17 protein-coding genes are annotated in these 16,181 nt (G+C 59.6%); 8 read left to right on the top strand and 9 right to left on the bottom strand.

Annotated elements, in window-relative coordinates; genetic code table 11:
* Window positions 1–80: 80 nt before the first annotated feature.
* Complete coding sequence (gene galU, locus ACN0TA_RS14905; protein WP_417584330.1) at window positions 81–977, top strand: UTP--glucose-1-phosphate uridylyltransferase GalU; 897 nt, start codon at window positions 81–83, stop codon at window positions 975–977.
* Here the strand turns inward: galU and ACN0TA_RS14900 are convergent.
* On the bottom strand, window positions 961–2,343 hold the full coding sequence (locus tag ACN0TA_RS14900) for an outer membrane beta-barrel protein (RefSeq protein WP_417584328.1): 1,383 nt from the start codon (window positions 2,341–2,343) through the stop codon (window positions 961–963). The two genes, galU and ACN0TA_RS14900, sit on opposite strands and share 17 nt — an antisense overlap.
* A gap of 245 nt (window positions 2,344–2,588) precedes the next feature.
* Between ACN0TA_RS14900 and ACN0TA_RS14895 the strand changes: the two genes are divergently transcribed.
* A complete protein-coding gene (locus ACN0TA_RS14895) occupies window positions 2,589–3,368 on the top strand; it encodes a motility protein A (protein ID WP_417584326.1) in 780 nt (259 codons plus the stop codon).
* A 2-nt stretch (window positions 3,369–3,370) separates the two neighbouring features.
* Complete coding sequence (locus ACN0TA_RS14890; RefSeq protein WP_417584324.1) at window positions 3,371–4,240, top strand: flagellar motor protein MotB; 870 nt, start codon at window positions 3,371–3,373, stop codon at window positions 4,238–4,240.
* 6 nt (window positions 4,241–4,246) lie between these two features.
* Here ACN0TA_RS14890 and ACN0TA_RS14885 read toward each other — a convergent pair whose 3' ends face one another.
* The 6 genes from ACN0TA_RS14885 to ACN0TA_RS14860 all read right to left on the bottom strand — a co-directional run bounded on the left by ACN0TA_RS14885 (window position 4,247) and on the right by ACN0TA_RS14860 (window position 10,251).
* Window positions 4,247–4,708 carry an NfeD family protein gene (locus ACN0TA_RS14885; RefSeq protein WP_417584322.1) on the bottom strand — a complete coding sequence of 154 codons (462 nt, stop codon included), beginning with the start codon at window positions 4,706–4,708 and terminating at the stop codon, window positions 4,247–4,249.
* 10 nt (window positions 4,709–4,718) lie between these two features.
* Complete coding sequence (locus ACN0TA_RS14880; protein WP_417584320.1) at window positions 4,719–5,687, bottom strand: SPFH domain-containing protein; 969 nt, start codon at window positions 5,685–5,687, stop codon at window positions 4,719–4,721.
* Window positions 5,688–5,768: 81 nt separating this feature from the next.
* Window positions 5,769–6,791, bottom strand: coding sequence for a ferrochelatase (hemH, locus tag ACN0TA_RS14875; RefSeq protein WP_417584318.1), 1,023 nt, complete (start codon window positions 6,789–6,791; stop codon window positions 5,769–5,771).
* A gap of 133 nt (window positions 6,792–6,924) precedes the next feature.
* Window positions 6,925–8,541, bottom strand: a complete 1,617-nt coding sequence (locus ACN0TA_RS14870; protein ID WP_417584316.1) for a DUF1007 family protein — start codon at window positions 8,539–8,541, stop codon at window positions 6,925–6,927.
* Between the two features lie 4 nt (window positions 8,542–8,545).
* Window positions 8,546–9,448: a LysR family transcriptional regulator gene (locus ACN0TA_RS14865; protein WP_417584314.1), complete on the bottom strand. Its 903-nt coding sequence runs from the start codon at window positions 9,446–9,448 to the stop codon at window positions 8,546–8,548.
* Window positions 9,445–10,251 (bottom strand): creatininase family protein, encoded by an 807-nt coding sequence (locus ACN0TA_RS14860; RefSeq protein WP_417584312.1) that lies wholly within the window; start codon window positions 10,249–10,251, stop codon window positions 9,445–9,447. Before ACN0TA_RS14860 ends, ACN0TA_RS14865 begins: the two co-directional genes overlap by 4 nt.
* A gap of 178 nt (window positions 10,252–10,429) precedes the next feature.
* Between ACN0TA_RS14860 and ACN0TA_RS14855 the strand changes: the two genes are divergently transcribed.
* Complete coding sequence (locus ACN0TA_RS14855) at window positions 10,430–10,855, top strand: hypothetical protein (RefSeq protein ID WP_417584310.1); 426 nt, start codon at window positions 10,430–10,432, stop codon at window positions 10,853–10,855.
* On the opposite strand, the gene ACN0TA_RS14850 is transcribed toward ACN0TA_RS14855, so the two are convergent.
* Entirely contained in the window at window positions 10,856–12,445 is a 1,590-nt protein-coding gene (locus ACN0TA_RS14850) for an L-aspartate oxidase (protein WP_417584308.1), read from the bottom strand. It lies immediately after the preceding gene.
* A gap of 36 nt (window positions 12,446–12,481) precedes the next feature.
* Window positions 12,482–13,549 (bottom strand): quinolinate synthase NadA, encoded by a 1,068-nt coding sequence (gene nadA / locus ACN0TA_RS14845; protein WP_417584306.1) that lies wholly within the window; start codon window positions 13,547–13,549, stop codon window positions 12,482–12,484.
* Between the two features lie 138 nt (window positions 13,550–13,687).
* Between nadA and eda the strand changes: the two genes are divergently transcribed.
* The 4 genes from eda (at window position 13,688) to modB (ending at window position 16,178) form a co-directional block, all read left to right on the top strand.
* Window positions 13,688–14,323 (top strand): bifunctional 4-hydroxy-2-oxoglutarate aldolase/2-dehydro-3-deoxy-phosphogluconate aldolase, encoded by a 636-nt coding sequence (gene eda, locus ACN0TA_RS14840; RefSeq protein WP_417584304.1) that lies wholly within the window; start codon window positions 13,688–13,690, stop codon window positions 14,321–14,323.
* Complete coding sequence (locus ACN0TA_RS14835) at window positions 14,324–14,698, top strand: winged helix-turn-helix domain-containing protein (RefSeq protein ID WP_417584302.1); 375 nt, start codon at window positions 14,324–14,326, stop codon at window positions 14,696–14,698.
* Between the two features lie 65 nt (window positions 14,699–14,763).
* Window positions 14,764–15,498, top strand: a complete 735-nt coding sequence (modA, locus tag ACN0TA_RS14830) for a molybdate ABC transporter substrate-binding protein (RefSeq protein ID WP_417584300.1) — start codon at window positions 14,764–14,766, stop codon at window positions 15,496–15,498.
* Window positions 15,495–16,178, top strand: a complete 684-nt coding sequence (gene modB / locus ACN0TA_RS14825; protein ID WP_417584298.1) for a molybdate ABC transporter permease subunit — start codon at window positions 15,495–15,497, stop codon at window positions 16,176–16,178. Before modA ends, modB begins: the two co-directional genes overlap by 4 nt.
* The last annotated feature ends 3 nt before the right edge of the window (window positions 16,179–16,181 follow it).

Genomic DNA, 16,181 nt, shown 5'->3' with positions numbered 1-16,181 from the left:
ATGCAACTGTAACCGCAATCTTGCATTAAGACATTCAAACTGTCTTAGTTTATGTCAAAGCAATTTCGATGGAGTATGAAGTGGTCCAGAGAGTCCGTACAGCCGTCTTCCCCGTAGCAGGCCTTGGAACAAGGTTTCTTCCCGCCACCAAAGCCATGCCCAAAGAGATGCTGACGGTCGTCGATAAACCGGTCATTCAATACGCTGTCGACGAAGCCCGCGAAGCGGGAATTGAGCATTTCGTTTTCGTCACCGGCCGCAACAAAGGTGTCATCGAGGATCATTTCGACCGCCAGTTCGAGCTTGAAGCGACCCTCGAAGCCCGCGGCAAGACTGCAGCGCTGGAGCAGCTTCGCCACGATCTGCCCAAGGCCGGACAGTCCAGCTTTACCCGGCAACAGGAACCGCTGGGTCTCGGTCATGCCGTATGGTGCGCCCGCGACATCGTCGGCCGCGAGCCGTTTGCTCTGCTTTTACCCGATATGATCTTCAAATCCTCACCCGGCGTTCTCAAACAGATGATGGACACCTATGAAGAGTCGGGCGGCAACATTATCGCCGTCGAGGAATGCGCGCCCGAAGATGTGTCCTCATATGGGGTCATCGGTCGCGGCGAGGGTCCCGATCAGGGCTTCGCCATCACCGGCATGGTCGAAAAACCAAAGCCCGAAGACGCACCTTCCAACCTGATCATTTCGGGACGCTACATTCTGCAGCCTGAGATCTTCTCGCTCTTAGGCGAACAAACAGTGGGCGCCGGTGGCGAAATCCAGATCACCGACGCTATGCGCTATCTCATGGACCGCCAGCCCTTCATCGGCGTGAAATATGATGGTCAGGTGTTCGATTGCGGTTCAAAGATCGGCTTTCTCACGGCCAATGTGGCCTTCGCCCTCGACCGCCCCGATATTGCCGACGCGTTCCTCAGCGAGTTGAAAAAACTCACAGCGGACACTCCGATCAATATTGAAGACTGATCCCACCGCTGATCCGGTGCTCGTCGCGGCTGACATTCGCCGCGGCGGGGTCTTCGCGTAACCCATACTCATAGTCGAGCGTTGCCGTGGTGCGCTGGCCCACCGTCACATCGGCCCCCAGCCCCGCTGAATAGGTCCGTGTCGTTGGTGAGTTATCGTCAGGCACATCCCATTGCGCGCCCACAGCGGCGCGCAGTGCAAGCCATGAATTCGCCCGGTGTCGCGCCTCCAGCTCCAACCCATAAAGCGCACCCGCGCCCGAACTGCCTTCACCCGCAGTCAACTCGGTATCAAAACTTGCGATCAGTTCGGTAGTTGTTGTCGGGCGGTAGCCCAGCGAAAGCCCGTAGAGCCAGCTCTGGGCTTCGGAAATCGCGGCGTCGTCGAACTGCCGCCAGCCTGACCCCAGCGACGCTTCCAGCGTCACGACGTCCTGCCAGTTTGCTGCAATCCCGCCCCGAAGTTCGAAATCATTGCCAGTGCGACTCGCGCCGAGATCGGGGTCGACACCATCAAATTCAGACCGTCCGGCCCCACCTTGTCCGAAAACCGAAACGACAGGCGTCAGCTCATAGCCAATTCTGAGGTTCCCGCCATAGCTGGTCACCTGCTCATGGCTGTTGTCGGCAGAAGTCCCGTCAATACGTTCGGAATTGCCAACCCACTCGCGACCGAGATCGGCCCCGCCGGTAACAGCAAATTGGCCAAACCGCTGGGTATAGGCAAGCCCGGCAGCGCCCGACACGCGAACCGGCGCACGCGCAAGTCCGGTTTGGTCTGTGCTCAGCCCATCCGGCGCGTCCTGCGATAGCGCCAGATCCGCATTAAATGCCAGCCCCGCTGAAGGCGAAAGTCGATGGACGCCACGCGCCGAAACATTGGCAGCGCCGATTCGCAAATCGTCAGATTGCGGCAGCACCAGCGTCGCTGATGCGCCAAGTTCGAGATCTGTCGCGCTGCCCGAGCGAGAAAACGACACTGATGGAATCGCGAGCAATTCAAAACGCTCTGTCGTCCCGCTGCGCACATAAGCGCCGCGCAGCGCCACTCCATAACCGAGCACGCCCCAATCAGCCGTATCCGCATGCATCGGCGCAGCACTCACTGCCGCCACCGGCGCCGACGCATGATCCACCAATGCAGGAGGCGTCGGGGTCACCGGTGATATCGGGGCCGAAGACGTAAGGGGCGGCGCCGAATGTAGGGGCACGGCAATGGGCCCGGCCATTGGCGCTGCAAGGTCGGCAGCGGGAAACTGACACAACGTCCCCGGTCGACATCCAACCCCGAGAGAGCCACGCAGCAAATCGGGATTGTCGGTCCCCGACCCTTCTCCTTGCCCAAGCGCCATCGAGGCGCCGGCCAAGGCGCCGGCTCCCCCAAGAACCAGGATCAATAAGTTTCGCGCGCTAAAGTCCAATGTTTCGAATCCGGCCGTTATGGTCGGAGGCTGGCAACTTATGGTTAACAAAACTTTACCGGCAGCACTTTTTCCGGTCAGGCATTCAAACAAATTGCGCGCGGTTAAGGCCTTGGTATGACCTGCTTCCTATAGTGCCCTTAAATTTGAACCTTCGCGAACTGGCCCTCCGAGCCACGGAGTTCTCTGGCATGGATCTCGCCACGATTATTGGCATCATTGCGGGTGCCGCCGTTATTGCTTTTGCTATCTTCATGGGCGGCTCTTTTGGCGCCTTTGTTGATATCCCTTCTATCTTCATCGTTATCGGTGGCGGTTTTGCCGCGACACTTATCCGGTTTCCACTAGCCGGCGTTGGTCAGGCCCTGGTCACCGGCGGTCGCGTAGCTTTCACGCACAAGAAGGTCGAACCACGTTCGCTGATCGAAAAGATCGCCGAGATGGGGGAGATCGCTAGGCGGCAAGGCCCTCTGGGCCTTGAAGGCATGGACTTCGACGAAGCCAATCTACGCAAGGGCGCCCAGTATATTGCCGACGGCTATGATGCTGATTTCATTCGTGAATCCATGGAGCTCGAGCGCGATCAGTATCTGTCGCGTCTGAGCGAAGGCCAACGTGTTTTCAAATCCCTCGGCGATGCGGCGCCTGCATTCGGGATGATCGGCACCCTTGTGGGGCTGGTCCAGATGCTGGGCAGCATGGACGACCCGTCTGCCATTGGCCCGGCCATGGCCGTTGCCCTGTTGACCACACTGTACGGGGCAATCATTGCCAACCTTGTGTGCTTGCCCATCTCCGACAAATTGCTCGCCAAATTCAGTGTCGAGGAAATCAATCAAACACTCATCATCGATGGCATCATGTCGATCCGCGATGGCAAGAGCCCCAACCTGATTCGCGAAATGCTTGTCGCCTATCTGCCTGAACAGCAGCGTGAGGCCGACCAGACCCAACTCAGGGCTGCGGCCTGACCATGGCGCGCTCCGCCGCTCCGTCCAAAAAGAAGAACGACAAGTCCGAGGTCCCCGAATGGTTGGTGACCTTTGCGGATCTGATGTCGATTCTTGTCTGCTTTTTCGTGCTCATCATTTCATTCTCGATCCAGGATGAGCAGAAATTGCAGATCGTGGCCGGCTCGATGCGCGATGCCTTCGGCTTTTCCGAAACGGTGGCCCGCGCTGGAGTGATAGAGCGCGAGGGCAATCCCCAGCGCGATTTTGTACGAATGGTCACCCAGGACGACGATCAGCTCGAAACACAGTTCGAAACCGAAGACCATAACGAAGCCACACGACAAGGCCCCGAGGTTCAGACATTTGAACTTGAGCGTGCCGAGATCGAGAACCCCAAGCGCTTCTCGCTGGCCGCTGCCAGCATCGAGCAGGCCTGGCGCGAAAACCCCGTCATCACGACCATCAGCGACAATCTTATTCTTGAGGAGACCGAAGAAGGTCTCAATATCCTGATCGCCGATCAGGAAGGGCGACCGATGTTTGCCGAAGGCTCGAAATACCCCTACGAGGCAACCCGGCAGGCACTGGCCAGCCTGGCCCCTGCCCTGCAGCGCCTGCCCAACCAGATCCGTATTTCCGGCCACACGGCAGCGGGCGTTGCCTATGCCGATCCGGCGTACGGGGCTTGGGAGTTGTCCTTTGATCGCGCCAATACGTCCCGGCAGATCCTTGAAGAGTTCGGATTGTCCGGCTCGCGCATCGAGGCCGTCGCCGGTCGGGCGGACACCGACCCCTATTTTGCAAACGATCCCTACCTTGCCGCCAATCAGCGGATCAAGATCACGGTGCTTAACAACGAGCCGCCAGTTCCCGTCGAATGGGCGCCCTGACCGCGTTTATCCAACAGCTTCGACGTCGAGCAATCCGCCCCGCGCTCCCGTGATGCGCACATGCGATCCAGCCGGAAGTTCGGGACCGGTAACCCGCCAGAGCGTATCGTCGATACGCACACGTCCGACACCATCGCTGATCGGGTCGACCAGCACGGTCTCTCGCCCAAGCAGCCGCGCCGTCCTGGCATTGATGAGTGGATCGTCACTTGGTGGAGCGCCCCCGTGACGCCGCTTGGAATAGGCGAGCCAGCCGACAACCAACGCCACTGACAAGACGCCGAACACCCCCCATTGGACCGGCCACCCGATCCCGGCCTGAAACACAGTCAAGCCGGTCAGAAGTGCTGCCCCGCCCAGCCAGACCATGAAGACACCAGGCGCCACGAGCTCGATCCCGAGTAGAACCAGCCCAAATATCAGCCAGGCCCAGCCTGCATTTTCAGCGATTACCGAGATGACATCCATTGCTGTAATCCTAGCTTTCGCTCCGCGTCGAAGGCGGGCGCCCTGGCGCATTGCGTCTTGGTGCATCGCCACCGAATGCTTCGCGGGCGATTTCGGCAACGCCGCCCAGGGCACCAATCACATTGGCAGCCTCAAGCGGCAGCATCAGCACTTTCTGATTGGGCGCCGAGGCGATCTTTTCGAGGGCTTTGACATAATTGTTGGCGACGAAATAGTTGATCGCCTGCACATCGCCCTTGGCGATGGCTTCCGATACCATTTCGGTCGCCTTGGCCTCAGCTTCCGCCGACCGCTCGCGCGCTTCGGCGTCGCGAAATGCGGCTTCCCGCCGGCCTTCGGCTTCGAGAACCTGTGCCTGTTTTTCGCCTTCGGCCTTGAGAATTTGTGCCTGGCGTTGCCCCTCGGCTTCCAGGATCACTGCGCGCCGGTCGCGTTCTGCCTTCATTTGCCGACCCATCGCATCGACAAGGTCGCGCGGCGGTTCGATGTCCTTGATCTCGATGCGGGTGATCTTGACGCCCCAAGGCGATACGGCTGCATCGACGACCCGAAGCACCCGCGAGTTGATTTCGTCGCGATTGGACAGCAATTCATCGAGATCGAGCGACCCCATGACCGAGCGGATATTGGTCATCGTCAGGTTGAGAACGCCCTGTTCGAGATTGGAAATCTCATAAGCTGCCTGCGCGGCGTCGAGGATCTGGTAGAACGTCACCCCATCGGCAGTGATCGAGGCGTTGTCCTTGGTGATCACCTCCTGATGGGGCACATCGAGCACCTGTTCCATCATGTTGAGCTTGCGCCCGACCCCGTCGATAAACGGAACGATGATGTTCAGGCCGGGCTTGAGCGTGCGTGTGTAGCGCCCGAACCGCTCAACCGTATAATTGTGCCCCTGCGGGACCGTTTTGACCCCCGCAAGCAGCACCATGACTGCCAGAATGCCAACCACGATTAGAACGATCGAAAACCCATCCATAGTTCTGCCTTCCCTCTTGCCCGACTCGGGGCTGGTCCCAAGGGAAAGACTTTACGGACGGGTCCGAGTGCTGACAATCACCTAGAGCCAACCAGAAAGTTCCCGGCGCACAACACTTTCAAGCATGGCTATGCCATCGGGCGTATCGTTGAGGCAGGGGATATAGGCGTAACGCTCCCCGCCAGCGTGCATGAACTCCTCTTCACCGCCGATGGCGATCTCTTCGAGGGTTTCGATGCAATCTGCCGAAAACGCCGGCGCAAGGATCGCAACCTTCTTGATTCCCTTGCCCGGAAGGCTCTTGAGCGTTTCATCGGTATAGGGCTGCAGCCATTCGGTCGGCCCGAAACGGCTTTGGAAGGTCAGCATGATTTTGTCTTTGGACCAGCCCAGCTTCTCGCGAACGAGCCGTGTCGTCTTGTAGCACTGGCAGTGGTAGGGGTCGCCCTTGTCGAGATAGGATTTGGGCATGCCGTGATATGAAGTGATCACCAGATCAGGCTCGAAATCGAGTTTTTCGACGCCTTGTTTGATCGATCGCGCCAGCGTTTCGACATAAATTTCATCTTCAAAATAGGCGGGCACAGTACGGACCGCCGGCTGCCAGCGCATACCGGCAAGCGCGCGAAACGCCTGATCGTTGGCCGTTGCCGTCGTCGTCGCAGAATACTGCGGATAAAGCGGGAACAGCAGGATCTTGTCGCATCCCTGCGCATGCAGTTTTTCGATGGCGCTCTGGGTCGATGGATTCCCGTAACGCATGCCGTACTCGACGACGACGCCGTCCGCCGCCATCGCTTCCTGCAGCTTTTCGGCCTGGCCGCGCGTTACAACGCGCAGCGGGCTTTCATTGGTGCGCTTGTCCCAGACCTTTGCATAATTCGCACCGGTCTTCTGCGGCCGGAACGTCAGGATACCCAGATTGAGAATGGGCCACCAAAGCCATTTCGGTGTCTCGATAACGCGCGGATCGGAGAGGAATTCCTTGAGATATTTTCGCACGTTCCAATAGTCGGTGCCGTCAGGCGTGCCCAGATTGAGCAGCAGAACCCCGACTTTGCGCGTTTTTACGGGCGGGTGATCGGGCGGAAGGTGGGCGTTCATCGGTTTCCTGAAGAATGCTGGACTGTGAAGTCATTGTCTTGTTGGCGCGCACAATAGCGCCAAAGCCTGCCAGGGCAACACTTTGGCGATCCGATGCGGCCATTTGCCCGCTCAATACGATGATTCGCGCCGATCAGATCGCTGCGAACAAAAGGATCATGCCAAACGCCATCACGAGGAGCGCTCCGGCCAGTTCCAGCCACCAGACGAGCACCACCCCGGCGCGTCCATCGCCTGCCAGGCGCAAGGCGCCGCCCTTGAGATAAACTGCAAATGTTGCCAGCGCCGCAACGGTAATCGCCGTGCCAAGTCCCATCAGAAATGTCGCAACGATCCCGGCGGCAAGAACCCCCTGGCTCAGCGCAAAGACAAGCACCACAAGCGCGCCCGAGCATGGACGCATCCCCACCGAAACAATAACGCCAAGCGATTCCTTCCAGCCCCCACGCACCTTCTGCGGGGTCACATGATGCACGCAGGTATGGTCGTGAACATGATCGTGACTGTGATCAGCGCCGTGATGATGATCATGCTCAAGTCCATGAGCGTCATCATGCCCATGGTGGTGATGCCGATCGGGAAAAACCAGCTTGCGCGCCGCCAGCCAAGCCCCCAACAGCGCCACCATGCCGTAGGAAATGACTTCCATCCACCACGCTGCCCGGCTCATTGCGATCGAAGTCAATTGCAATATGCCCGCGGCAACCAGAACGAACGCCACGGCCACCGCCGATTGCATCATGGCTGAAAGAAAGCTCAACACGATTCCACGCCGCAACTGGCGTTCATTGGCCAGCACATAGGATGAAATCACAACCTTGCCATGGCCGGGACCGGCTGCGTGGAACATGCCATAAAGAAAACTCAGCCCGCCCAGCAGCCAGAACGCCTTGCCATCGGTCCGCAAAGCGCCAAGCGCTGAGGTCATCGTGCCGTAAAAGCGCCGCTGCTGATCGCTGACCCAGCCGAAAAACCCACCACGTGTCGGAACCAGCGATGTCTCCGACGGTGGCGCAGCAAACGGTGTTGGTGGCCGCTGAACCGTAGCCTCCCCGATCGCCTCGAGCGCATTTGCCGGCACTCGGTTGGGGCACGTGACTGTAACGAGATTGGCCAGCGCACGCGCAGCTTCCCGCAAATCTTCGGGCAATTCGGTAACGTCCGGCCCCAACATCCAAAGGCGCTCTTCGAGTTCCGGCGAGATTGGCTGTGGCTCCTTGGAAACCACGCTGCATCCAGCCGGCGCGCCCTCCAGCGTTACCGAATTATCTTCGGGAAATGTGAAGGCGGCATAATATTCAGGATCGCCCACCTCGATATCATAGATGCGTCCCACCGGCTGAGGCTCGCTAAACGTCATCGTAAAGCTCAGCGTCACACGCCCATCTTCATGAACCATCGAGGGATCGCTGGCCCCGGCGACCGGCGCATGACCGCTAAGCCCTTCGGGGTCGCCAAATGTATAAAATGAATAGTAGTCGAGCCCTTCGATATTCTCCTCGGCCAGCGGCTGAAGTTCCTCGCTGGTCAAAAGGCCGTCCCCATCGGCATCGAGCCCCTGGATGGCCCAGGCCGAGAAATACTCGTCAAATGTCCAATGGTGCCGCATGCCCACGATGGCGCCATCTTCAAACAGCACTTCGCCGGCGGCGTCGATCCAGACATGGGGATGGGCCTGTGCAGTGGCGACACAGCCAACCAGCGCGACAAGGCAGCCAGCGCCTATTTTCCGCAAAAATCTTGCAAACATGAGATCAGGAATTGACCGGGTGGGTTTCGAACCAGGCGACAAGATAATCGATGAGCGCACGCACCTTGCCCGATAAATGCCTGCGATGCGGATAGACCGCCTGCAGGAACGGACGTTGCGGCAGATATTCGCTGAGCACCGGCACCAAATCCCCCTTCTCGATAGCCGAATCGGCAAGAAAGCTGGGCAATAGCGCGAAACCGAGGCCCTTTTGTGCAGCGACAAGCGCTCCGGCGGGAGAATTGACCCGAACCGGACCGTCAACATGAATGGCGATCGTTCTGCCCTCCTCAACGAACTGCCAATTGGCTTGCCCAGTCATGTTCGTATCCACTATGCACGGCACGCCTTTGAGCGCCTCGGGCGTCTGGGGCACCCCATATGCCTTGATGACATCGGGCGTCGCGCAGACCGAAACAGAAGTCTCGGCAATCTTGCGCGCAATCAGGGAGGTGTCCGACATGCGCGAAATGCGTAGCGCCACATCGATCCCCTCTTCGACAAGATCGACCATGCGATCTTCGAGCCGCAGGTCGAGCGTGACGTCTGGATGGGCGCGGGTGAACTCGAACAACGGCTCGAGAAGCGTCGACTCTCCGAAATTGCGCGGGGCCGAAACCCGCAATATGCCGCGCGGCTCCGCAGTCTGCTCGGTTATGGTGGCGTCCAGATCGTCAAGCTGGGACAAGATCTCCCGCACTTCGCGATAATAGGCCTCGCCGGCTTCGGTCAGGCTCAGTTTGCGCGTCGTGCGATTCATCAGCCGCGCCCCGAGATAATCCTCGAGATCGGTGACATATTTCGAAAGCAGCGCCTTGGAGCGCCCGTGGATGCGGGCCGCAGCCGAAAAACCGCCAGCGTCGAAAACTTGAACGAACGCCCGTATGCGGGCCAGATCCTGGCTCATTGACGTTCCTCTCGCGAATCCTTGAGCCAAGAAAGGTCGAACCGGGCGACATCGTCAAGCAATTGTGCAAATCCACTAAGAATGTGATCGGCAAGTGCGGCCCCCTTGGCAGCGCTCGCCATCCTCGCATCGCCGACCACGCCGTGCCGATTGAGGTCCGAACTCAGCCATCCGAACCGGTGTCGCCCATACGCTGACAGATGGGTCATCTCGGCCTCTATGGTCCTGAGCGCCGAAGCAAATGCCTCAGCTTTTTCCATTGCCACCCTTTCGGGAAAATAATGCAGCATCAATGCGGTTTCGATGGCCCCGCCGTGAATGCCCAATTTGCGTTCTTCATCATCGAACAAACCCACCGGCATGCCGAACCGCAACCAGGCGGTGCTGACGGCAAGAAGATTCAGCTCGGCCCGCGCTTTGAGGATAACGCTTTCCACAACCGGCGTGTTGCCACCATGGCTCGAAACGATCACCAGCCTTCGCCCGCCTGCTGCTGCCCATTTTTCGGCGATGGCAAACCAGGCGCCAATCAGCGCGCCTTCTTCTCGGCTTTGTGTTGTTTCCGCCCATAAATGCTCGCGCGAGGCCCCTATGCGCTCAATGGGCAGCGCCACTGCGTCGATAGGGCTGGAGAGGTATGGCTCCAGAGCGCTAAGATGCCCTTGGGCGATATCGCAATCGGTAGTGGCTGGCAGGTGCGGCCCATGTGCCTCGGTTGCCGCCACCGGAAGAATGGCAATCGTGTCCGACCCGATTGGCCCTCGATCAAGCGCCTCGAGATCGTTCACAAAGGCTAGCGGCACGAGGCGTCTCCAGGATACCTGCGGTCTGAATGGCCCGGCGGGGGAACATCGGGACACAAGAAAAATTGAAAATCGACCCTATAGCGCACCAGGAGCGCGAACAAGCATGCGGCCCCTGATTAACTTTCCTTCCAAAGGCGATTCGACGGGAGCCCCGGTTTTGGCTAGATCAATATCCATGTCCAAATCTGCCGCCGGATCGACACTTTACCGTCTTATCGAAGCGGGCCATCTGGCCCGGCAGGCTCTGCTTGCGCCATTGGTGGCGCGCGGACTTGAGGCCGGCGACGACGCAATCCTGCTTGGCCTCGCCGACCCTTCGGGCACCACAACCCAGGCGCTGCTCGAATTTACCGGGCTCGCAGCCGATCAGCTCGACGCGCGACTGGCCCGGCTCGAAAGCCGCGATCTGCTGCTGCGCCTCGCTGTCGGGCCGGAAATGGAACCCGGCGCCCGGCTCTCCCAGCAAGGCCACGCAATGCGTCAGTCTATCGAGGACCACTGGGCCTACCTCGAACAAACCCTTGCGCAAGATCTTGGCGACAAGCGCCAGAAGCACCTGCGCAAGGCTCTCAAACGCATCATCGAAGTGCTGCGGTTCTGATCAGCACCCTGCCCTGATCGCCCGCGCCTCGGCCAGCGTCATTTCGGTATGACGCTGCCAGCCATCGTTTACGTCCGGGAAATCGGTGCGAAAATGCCCGCCACGGCTTTCGGTGCGCTTGAGGGCTGCAGCGGCAACCAGCGTTGCCGAGGTCACCATGTTCAAATAGGCGCGCGTTACTTGCTGCGCGGTTTCCTCAAGGTCCAAAAGCCCCCGCAATGCGCGCTTTAGCCCCGCAGCGTCGCGCTCCACGCCAACATCATTGCTCATGATCGCCCGCAAATCCTTGACCGCCTTGAGATTGCGAAGCACATGCTCGGCTTTCGCGCCCTTCTCGGGATCCCAGGCAATGCCTCCGAATTCGGGCAAGGGTTGCCGCTGGGGCTCGAGGCCCGAAAGATCGTCTGCAATGCGTGCACCATAGACAATGGCTTCAAGCAGCGAATTGGAGGCCAGCCGGTTGGCGCCGTGCAATCCCGTGCAAGACGCCTCACCGCACACCCAAAGTCCCGGCAACGAGGAGCGACCATCCTCGTCCACCTTGACCCCGCCCATATGATAGTGTGCCGCCGGCGTCACCGGGATCGGATCGGCAACCGGATCGATGCCCGCCGTCCGGCAATATTGTGCAACCGTGGGATAAGCCGTCAAAATCTTGTCTCCCAACGCCGCCCGCGTATCGAGAAACACAGCGCGCCCCGCCTTGATCTGGCGGAAATTGGCGCGCGCCACGACATCGCGGGGCGCCAGTTCGGCGTCGGGATGAATGTCGGGCATGAAGCGCTCGCCAAGATCATTGATCAGGGTCGCGCCCTCGCCGCGCAACGCCTCGGTCGCAAGTGGCGCCGGATCGCGCCCGGTCAGAATTGCCGTCGGGTGAAACTGGACAAATTCGGGATCGGCGATCACGGCCCCGGCCCGCGCCGCCATGCCCATTGCGTGCCCACGCACCGAAGGCGGATTGGTGGTCACAGCATAAAGTCCGCCCAGTCCCCCCGCCGCCAGAACTGTCGCCCGCGCCCTGATGAACACCGGCTCGACATAGCGATCACCTAGCCGTCGCCCGAATACGCCGACGATCCGGCCATCGGCATGAGCAAGATCGACGGCAGTGATGCCTTCAACAACGCGGATCGACGGTGTAGCGCGCACCTTGGCGATAATCGCCTGCATGATGGCGTGACCAGCCCTGTCGCCTGAAACCCTGACAACGCGATTGGCCGAATGAGCGGCTTCACGCGACAGGATGAACTGCCCCAGCGCATCGCGATCGAAAGGGGTTCCCCAACTCGCCAGATCCTCGATCCGCGCTGCCGCTTCCCCGGTCACCGATTCGGCAACCCCGTGGTCGACGATCCCCGCTCCGGCCATTTCGGTGTCCGCAGCATGGGCAAGCGCGCTATCGCCCGCCCCGACCGCCGCCGCCACCCCGCCCTGCGCCCAGGACGATGACGCCCCCGAGCCCAACGGCATGGGCGAAAGCACGGTTACCGGCCGCGGCGCCAGCTTGAGCGCACAAAACAGCCCCGCCAGCCCCGCGCCCACAATCACCACGCCTTCGGCGTTAAAGACGTTGTCAAAAATATCCACGGATCCCTCCCCCCGGACCGATGCCAAAGGCGATTACTAGGTCTTGGGCCGCGAGAATTCGATCATTCGTTCAACCGCCGCCCGCGCCGGCGCCATAAGGTCTTCGGCGATGGTCACTTCCTCGGTGCCTGTGTGCAGGCTCCAGAGGATGTTTTCGAGGTTGATGCGCTTCATGTGCGGGCAGATGTTGCAGCCACGCAGGAAGGCGACACCCTCGGTTTCGGCGGCAACGTTGTCGCTCATCGAGCATTCGGTCACCATCACGACCTTGGGGGGCCTTTCGGTCTTGACCCAGTCGATCATTCCCGAGGTCGACCCGGCGAAATCGACGACGTCGATCACTTCGGGCGGGCATTCGGGATGCGCGATGATCTTGGCGCCCGGATAGGCAGCCCGCAACTCGGCGATGTCGGCAGCAGTAAAGGTTTCATGGACCTCGCAGGCGCCCGCCCAGGTGACGATCTTCTTCTTCGTCTTTTTTGCAGTGTTCTGGGCCAGGTACTGGTCCGGGATCATGATCACGGTGTCGCCCTCGACAGCGTCGACGATATCGAGCGCATTCGACGACGTACAACACACATCGGTCACGGCTTTGACCGCTGCCGAGGAGTTCACATAGGTCACCACCGGCACCCCCGGATACTGCGCCCGCATGGCCAGGACGTCGTCAGCAGTGATCGAAGATGCCAGCGAGCACCCTGCCCGGCTGTCCGGGATCAGCACCCGCTTTGTCGGATTGAGCAGTTTTGACGTCTCGGCCATAAAATGAACGCCGCACTGCACGATCGTATCGGCTTCGACCTTCGTGGCCTCGATGGCCAATTGCAGACTGTCGCCCACAATATCGGCAACACCGAAAAAGATCTGCGGCGTCTGATAATTATGCGCCAGGATCACGGCGTTCTGTTCGCGCTTGAGCTTATTGATCTGGAAGATCAGCGGAGCATAAAACGGCCATTCGATCTCGGGGATACGGTCTTTGACCTTTTCAAAGATCGGACGGGTTTCTGTTTCGATCGCCTTTGAAAACTTCAGATCGAAGTCGGCAGCCAGAACGGCCCGCGCTTCTTCGATCGGTGTCAGGGCGTTGATCTGCTGGATCATGTTCGGGCTCCCCGGCCGACTGGACACTGGCCGCGCGCGACCTTCAAGCCTGGATGATCTAGGGAGTTTTCGTTCCCAATTCAATAAAGCCCGTGCTAGAGCACCGATATTGCATACGACTTTGGTTGGAGATCGCCCATGGCACAGGACGCAGCAACGCTCAAATCCATCCTCTCGGCAGCGCCTGTGGTGCCCGTCATTATCCATGACGATGTCACAACGGCGCGCAATCTTGCCGAGGCCCTGGTGGCCGGCGGATTGCCAAATCTCGAAATCACCCTGCGCACTCCTAATGCCCTTAAAGTCATGGAAGAAATGGCAAAGGTCGATGGCGCCGTGGTCGGCTCGGGCACTGTGCGCCGCAAAAAAGATATGGAAGCATCGCGCGATGCCGGGTGCCAGTTCATGGTTTCCCCCGGCGCCCCTGTTGCCCTGCTTGAAGCTGCCGAAGATATTTCCATTCCGCTTTTGCCCGGCATCGCTTCGCCGTCAGAAGCGATGGCTGCATCACTGATGGGCTATTCCTACCTCAAGTTCTTCCCCGCGGAAGCCATGGGCGGCGCCCCCGTCCTCAAGGCATTCGCGTCTCCCCTGCCCGACATCACCTTCTGCCCCACCGGGGGCATAGATATCGAAAAAGCCAAGATCTATCTCGGCCTGTCCAATGTCATTTGCGTTGGCGGCTCGTGGGTTATTCCAGCCGATGCGATAGCCGACGGCGATTTTGACAGGATCGAAACCCTCGCCCGGCAAGCAGCCAGCCTCGCGTCATAGATGAAACGGCCCGTTCCCGCCTCCGGTCTGGGCCATCTGCGGATCGTGCTCGATGAAGATTTCTACATCGGACCCGGCCGCGCCGATCTGCTTGAATATATAGCGCAAACCGGCTCGATCAGTGCCGCCGGCAAACGCATGGGCATGAGCTACAAGCGTGCCTGGAATCTCGTCCAGGCTCTCAATGCGGGGATCGGCATCGCGCTGGTGGAAACCAGCAGGGGCGGCACGGCACAGGGGGGCGCGCACCTGACAGAAACCGGGCGTGAAGTTCTCGCCCGCTATCGCGCCATCGAAAGCAAGACAAGCAATGCGATAGCCTCCGACATCGCGGCCCTCCGCCAGATCAAGGTCAACGGCCCGTCCCAAACATAGCGTTTGCGTTGGTCGCGCGCTTCATGCCAGAAACGATATGTCCTTATATACATATCGATGAACTCATGTTGCGCGTCGTTGTTTTTGCCTTCTTGATCTTGGTTCCGGCCGGTTCGGCCACCGCCCAGCATGCCCAGATTGCTGTCGCTGCCAATTTCAACGCAGCGGCAGAAGAGCTTGGTGCCGCGTTTACAGCCCAAACCGGCGATACGATAGCCTTTTCCTTTGGCGCCACCGGACAGCTCTATGCCCAGATCACCCAGGGCGCGCCCTTCGATGCCTTTTTGTCCGCCGATGCCGCGACCCCTGCGCGTCTGCGCGACGAGGGCTATGGCGACGCCGCGAGTACATTTACCTATGCTGTGGGCAAGCTTGTTCTGTTTTCCACCCTGCCCGACCTCGTCACCGGCCCGGAAAGCCTTGATGCCGATTTCACCCATATTGCCATTGCCGAACCGGCCGCCGCGCCATATGGCACCGCTGCAATCGAAGTCATTGCGGCGCTTGGTCAAAGCGCGGTGCTCGCCGACAGGCTTGTCATTGGGCAGAACATTTCCCAGACCTATCAGTTCGTTGATACAGCCAATGCCGAGCTTGGCTTCGTCGCGCTGTCCCAGGTGGCTGCACGCCAGGATGGTTCGCGCTGGATTGTCGACGAGGATCTTTATGGCCCGATCACTCAAGACGCCCTGCTGCTCAACGGTGATAACCCGACAGCAATTGCCTTTCTCGATTTCCTTTCGAGCGAGGCAGCCCACACCATTATTACATCCTATGGCTATGGGCTGATCGACCGGTGACACTGTTTTGGGAAATCTGGCCAGCGATCAGGCTCACGCTTTCACTGGCGCTCGTAACAACCCTCATCTTGCTGGTTATCGGCACGCCGATTGCTTGGTGGTTGGCCCGCTCCAAATCGCGCTGGACCATTATCGTCAATGCGTTGATCGCCCTGCCACTGGTGTTGCCGCCCACTGTTCTGGGCTTTTACATGCTCATCTTGTTGGGCACCGGCGGCCCTGGGGGCTGGTTGGCGCCGATTTGGGGTGGACGCAGCCTTGCCTTCACCTTCCCCGGCCTCGTTATCGGCTCGGTGCTTTATTCCCTTCCCTTTGTCGTCCAACCCTTACGCAACAGCTTTGCGGCCATAGGCCCCGGTCCGCTCGAGGCGGCCTATTCGCTCGGCTTCGACTTCCGCAAAGCATTTGCTCTTGTCATCCTCCCCCTGGCCCGACCGGGCTACCTCACGGCAACGGTGCTGGGGTTTTCCCATACAGTTGGCGAATTTGGTGTGGTGATGATGATCGGCGGCAATATTCCGGGCCAGACCAAAGTGCTCTCAATTGCCATCTTCGATTATGTCGAACAGCTCCGCTGGACCGAGGCGCATATCATCGCCTTTGCAATGCTGATCTTTGCCTTTGTGGCGCTGGCCCTCACAATGAGCGTCGACCGCAGAATTGCACGCATTCAGCCCTGACTG

The sequence above is a fragment of the Pelagibacterium sp. genome, from assembly GCF_048264985.1.
Lineage (GTDB): Bacteria > Pseudomonadota > Alphaproteobacteria > Rhizobiales > Devosiaceae > Pelagibacterium.
This window is presented reverse-complemented; position numbering and strand designations above follow the sequence as displayed.

Excerpts from the sequence above, each read along its gene's own strand:
- ACN0TA_RS14835 (WP_417584302.1), top strand. The coding sequence starts at position 14,324 with ATGAAACGGCCCGTTCCCGCCTCCGGTCTGGGCCATCTGCGGATCGTG.
- ACN0TA_RS14880 (WP_417584320.1), bottom strand. The coding sequence starts at position 5,687 with ATGGATGGGTTTTCGATCGTTCTAATCGTGGTTGGCATTCTGGCAGTC.
- nadA (WP_417584306.1), bottom strand. The coding sequence starts at position 13,549 with ATGATCCAGCAGATCAACGCCCTGACACCGATCGAAGAAGCGCGGGCC.
- eda (WP_417584304.1), top strand. The coding sequence starts at position 13,688 with ATGGCACAGGACGCAGCAACGCTCAAATCCATCCTCTCGGCAGCGCCT.
- hemH (WP_417584318.1), bottom strand. The coding sequence starts at position 6,791 with ATGAACGCCCACCTTCCGCCCGATCACCCGCCCGTAAAAACGCGCAAA.
- ACN0TA_RS14870 (WP_417584316.1), bottom strand. The coding sequence starts at position 8,541 with ATGTTTGCAAGATTTTTGCGGAAAATAGGCGCTGGCTGCCTTGTCGCG.
- ACN0TA_RS14895 (WP_417584326.1), top strand. The coding sequence starts at position 2,589 with ATGGATCTCGCCACGATTATTGGCATCATTGCGGGTGCCGCCGTTATT.
- ACN0TA_RS14890 (WP_417584324.1), top strand. The coding sequence starts at position 3,371 with ATGGCGCGCTCCGCCGCTCCGTCCAAAAAGAAGAACGACAAGTCCGAG.
- modA (WP_417584300.1), top strand. The coding sequence starts at position 14,764 with ATGTTGCGCGTCGTTGTTTTTGCCTTCTTGATCTTGGTTCCGGCCGGT.
- ACN0TA_RS14865 (WP_417584314.1), bottom strand. The coding sequence starts at position 9,448 with ATGAGCCAGGATCTGGCCCGCATACGGGCGTTCGTTCAAGTTTTCGAC.
- ACN0TA_RS14855 (WP_417584310.1), top strand. The coding sequence starts at position 10,430 with ATGTCCAAATCTGCCGCCGGATCGACACTTTACCGTCTTATCGAAGCG.
- ACN0TA_RS14885 (WP_417584322.1), bottom strand. The coding sequence starts at position 4,708 with ATGGATGTCATCTCGGTAATCGCTGAAAATGCAGGCTGGGCCTGGCTG.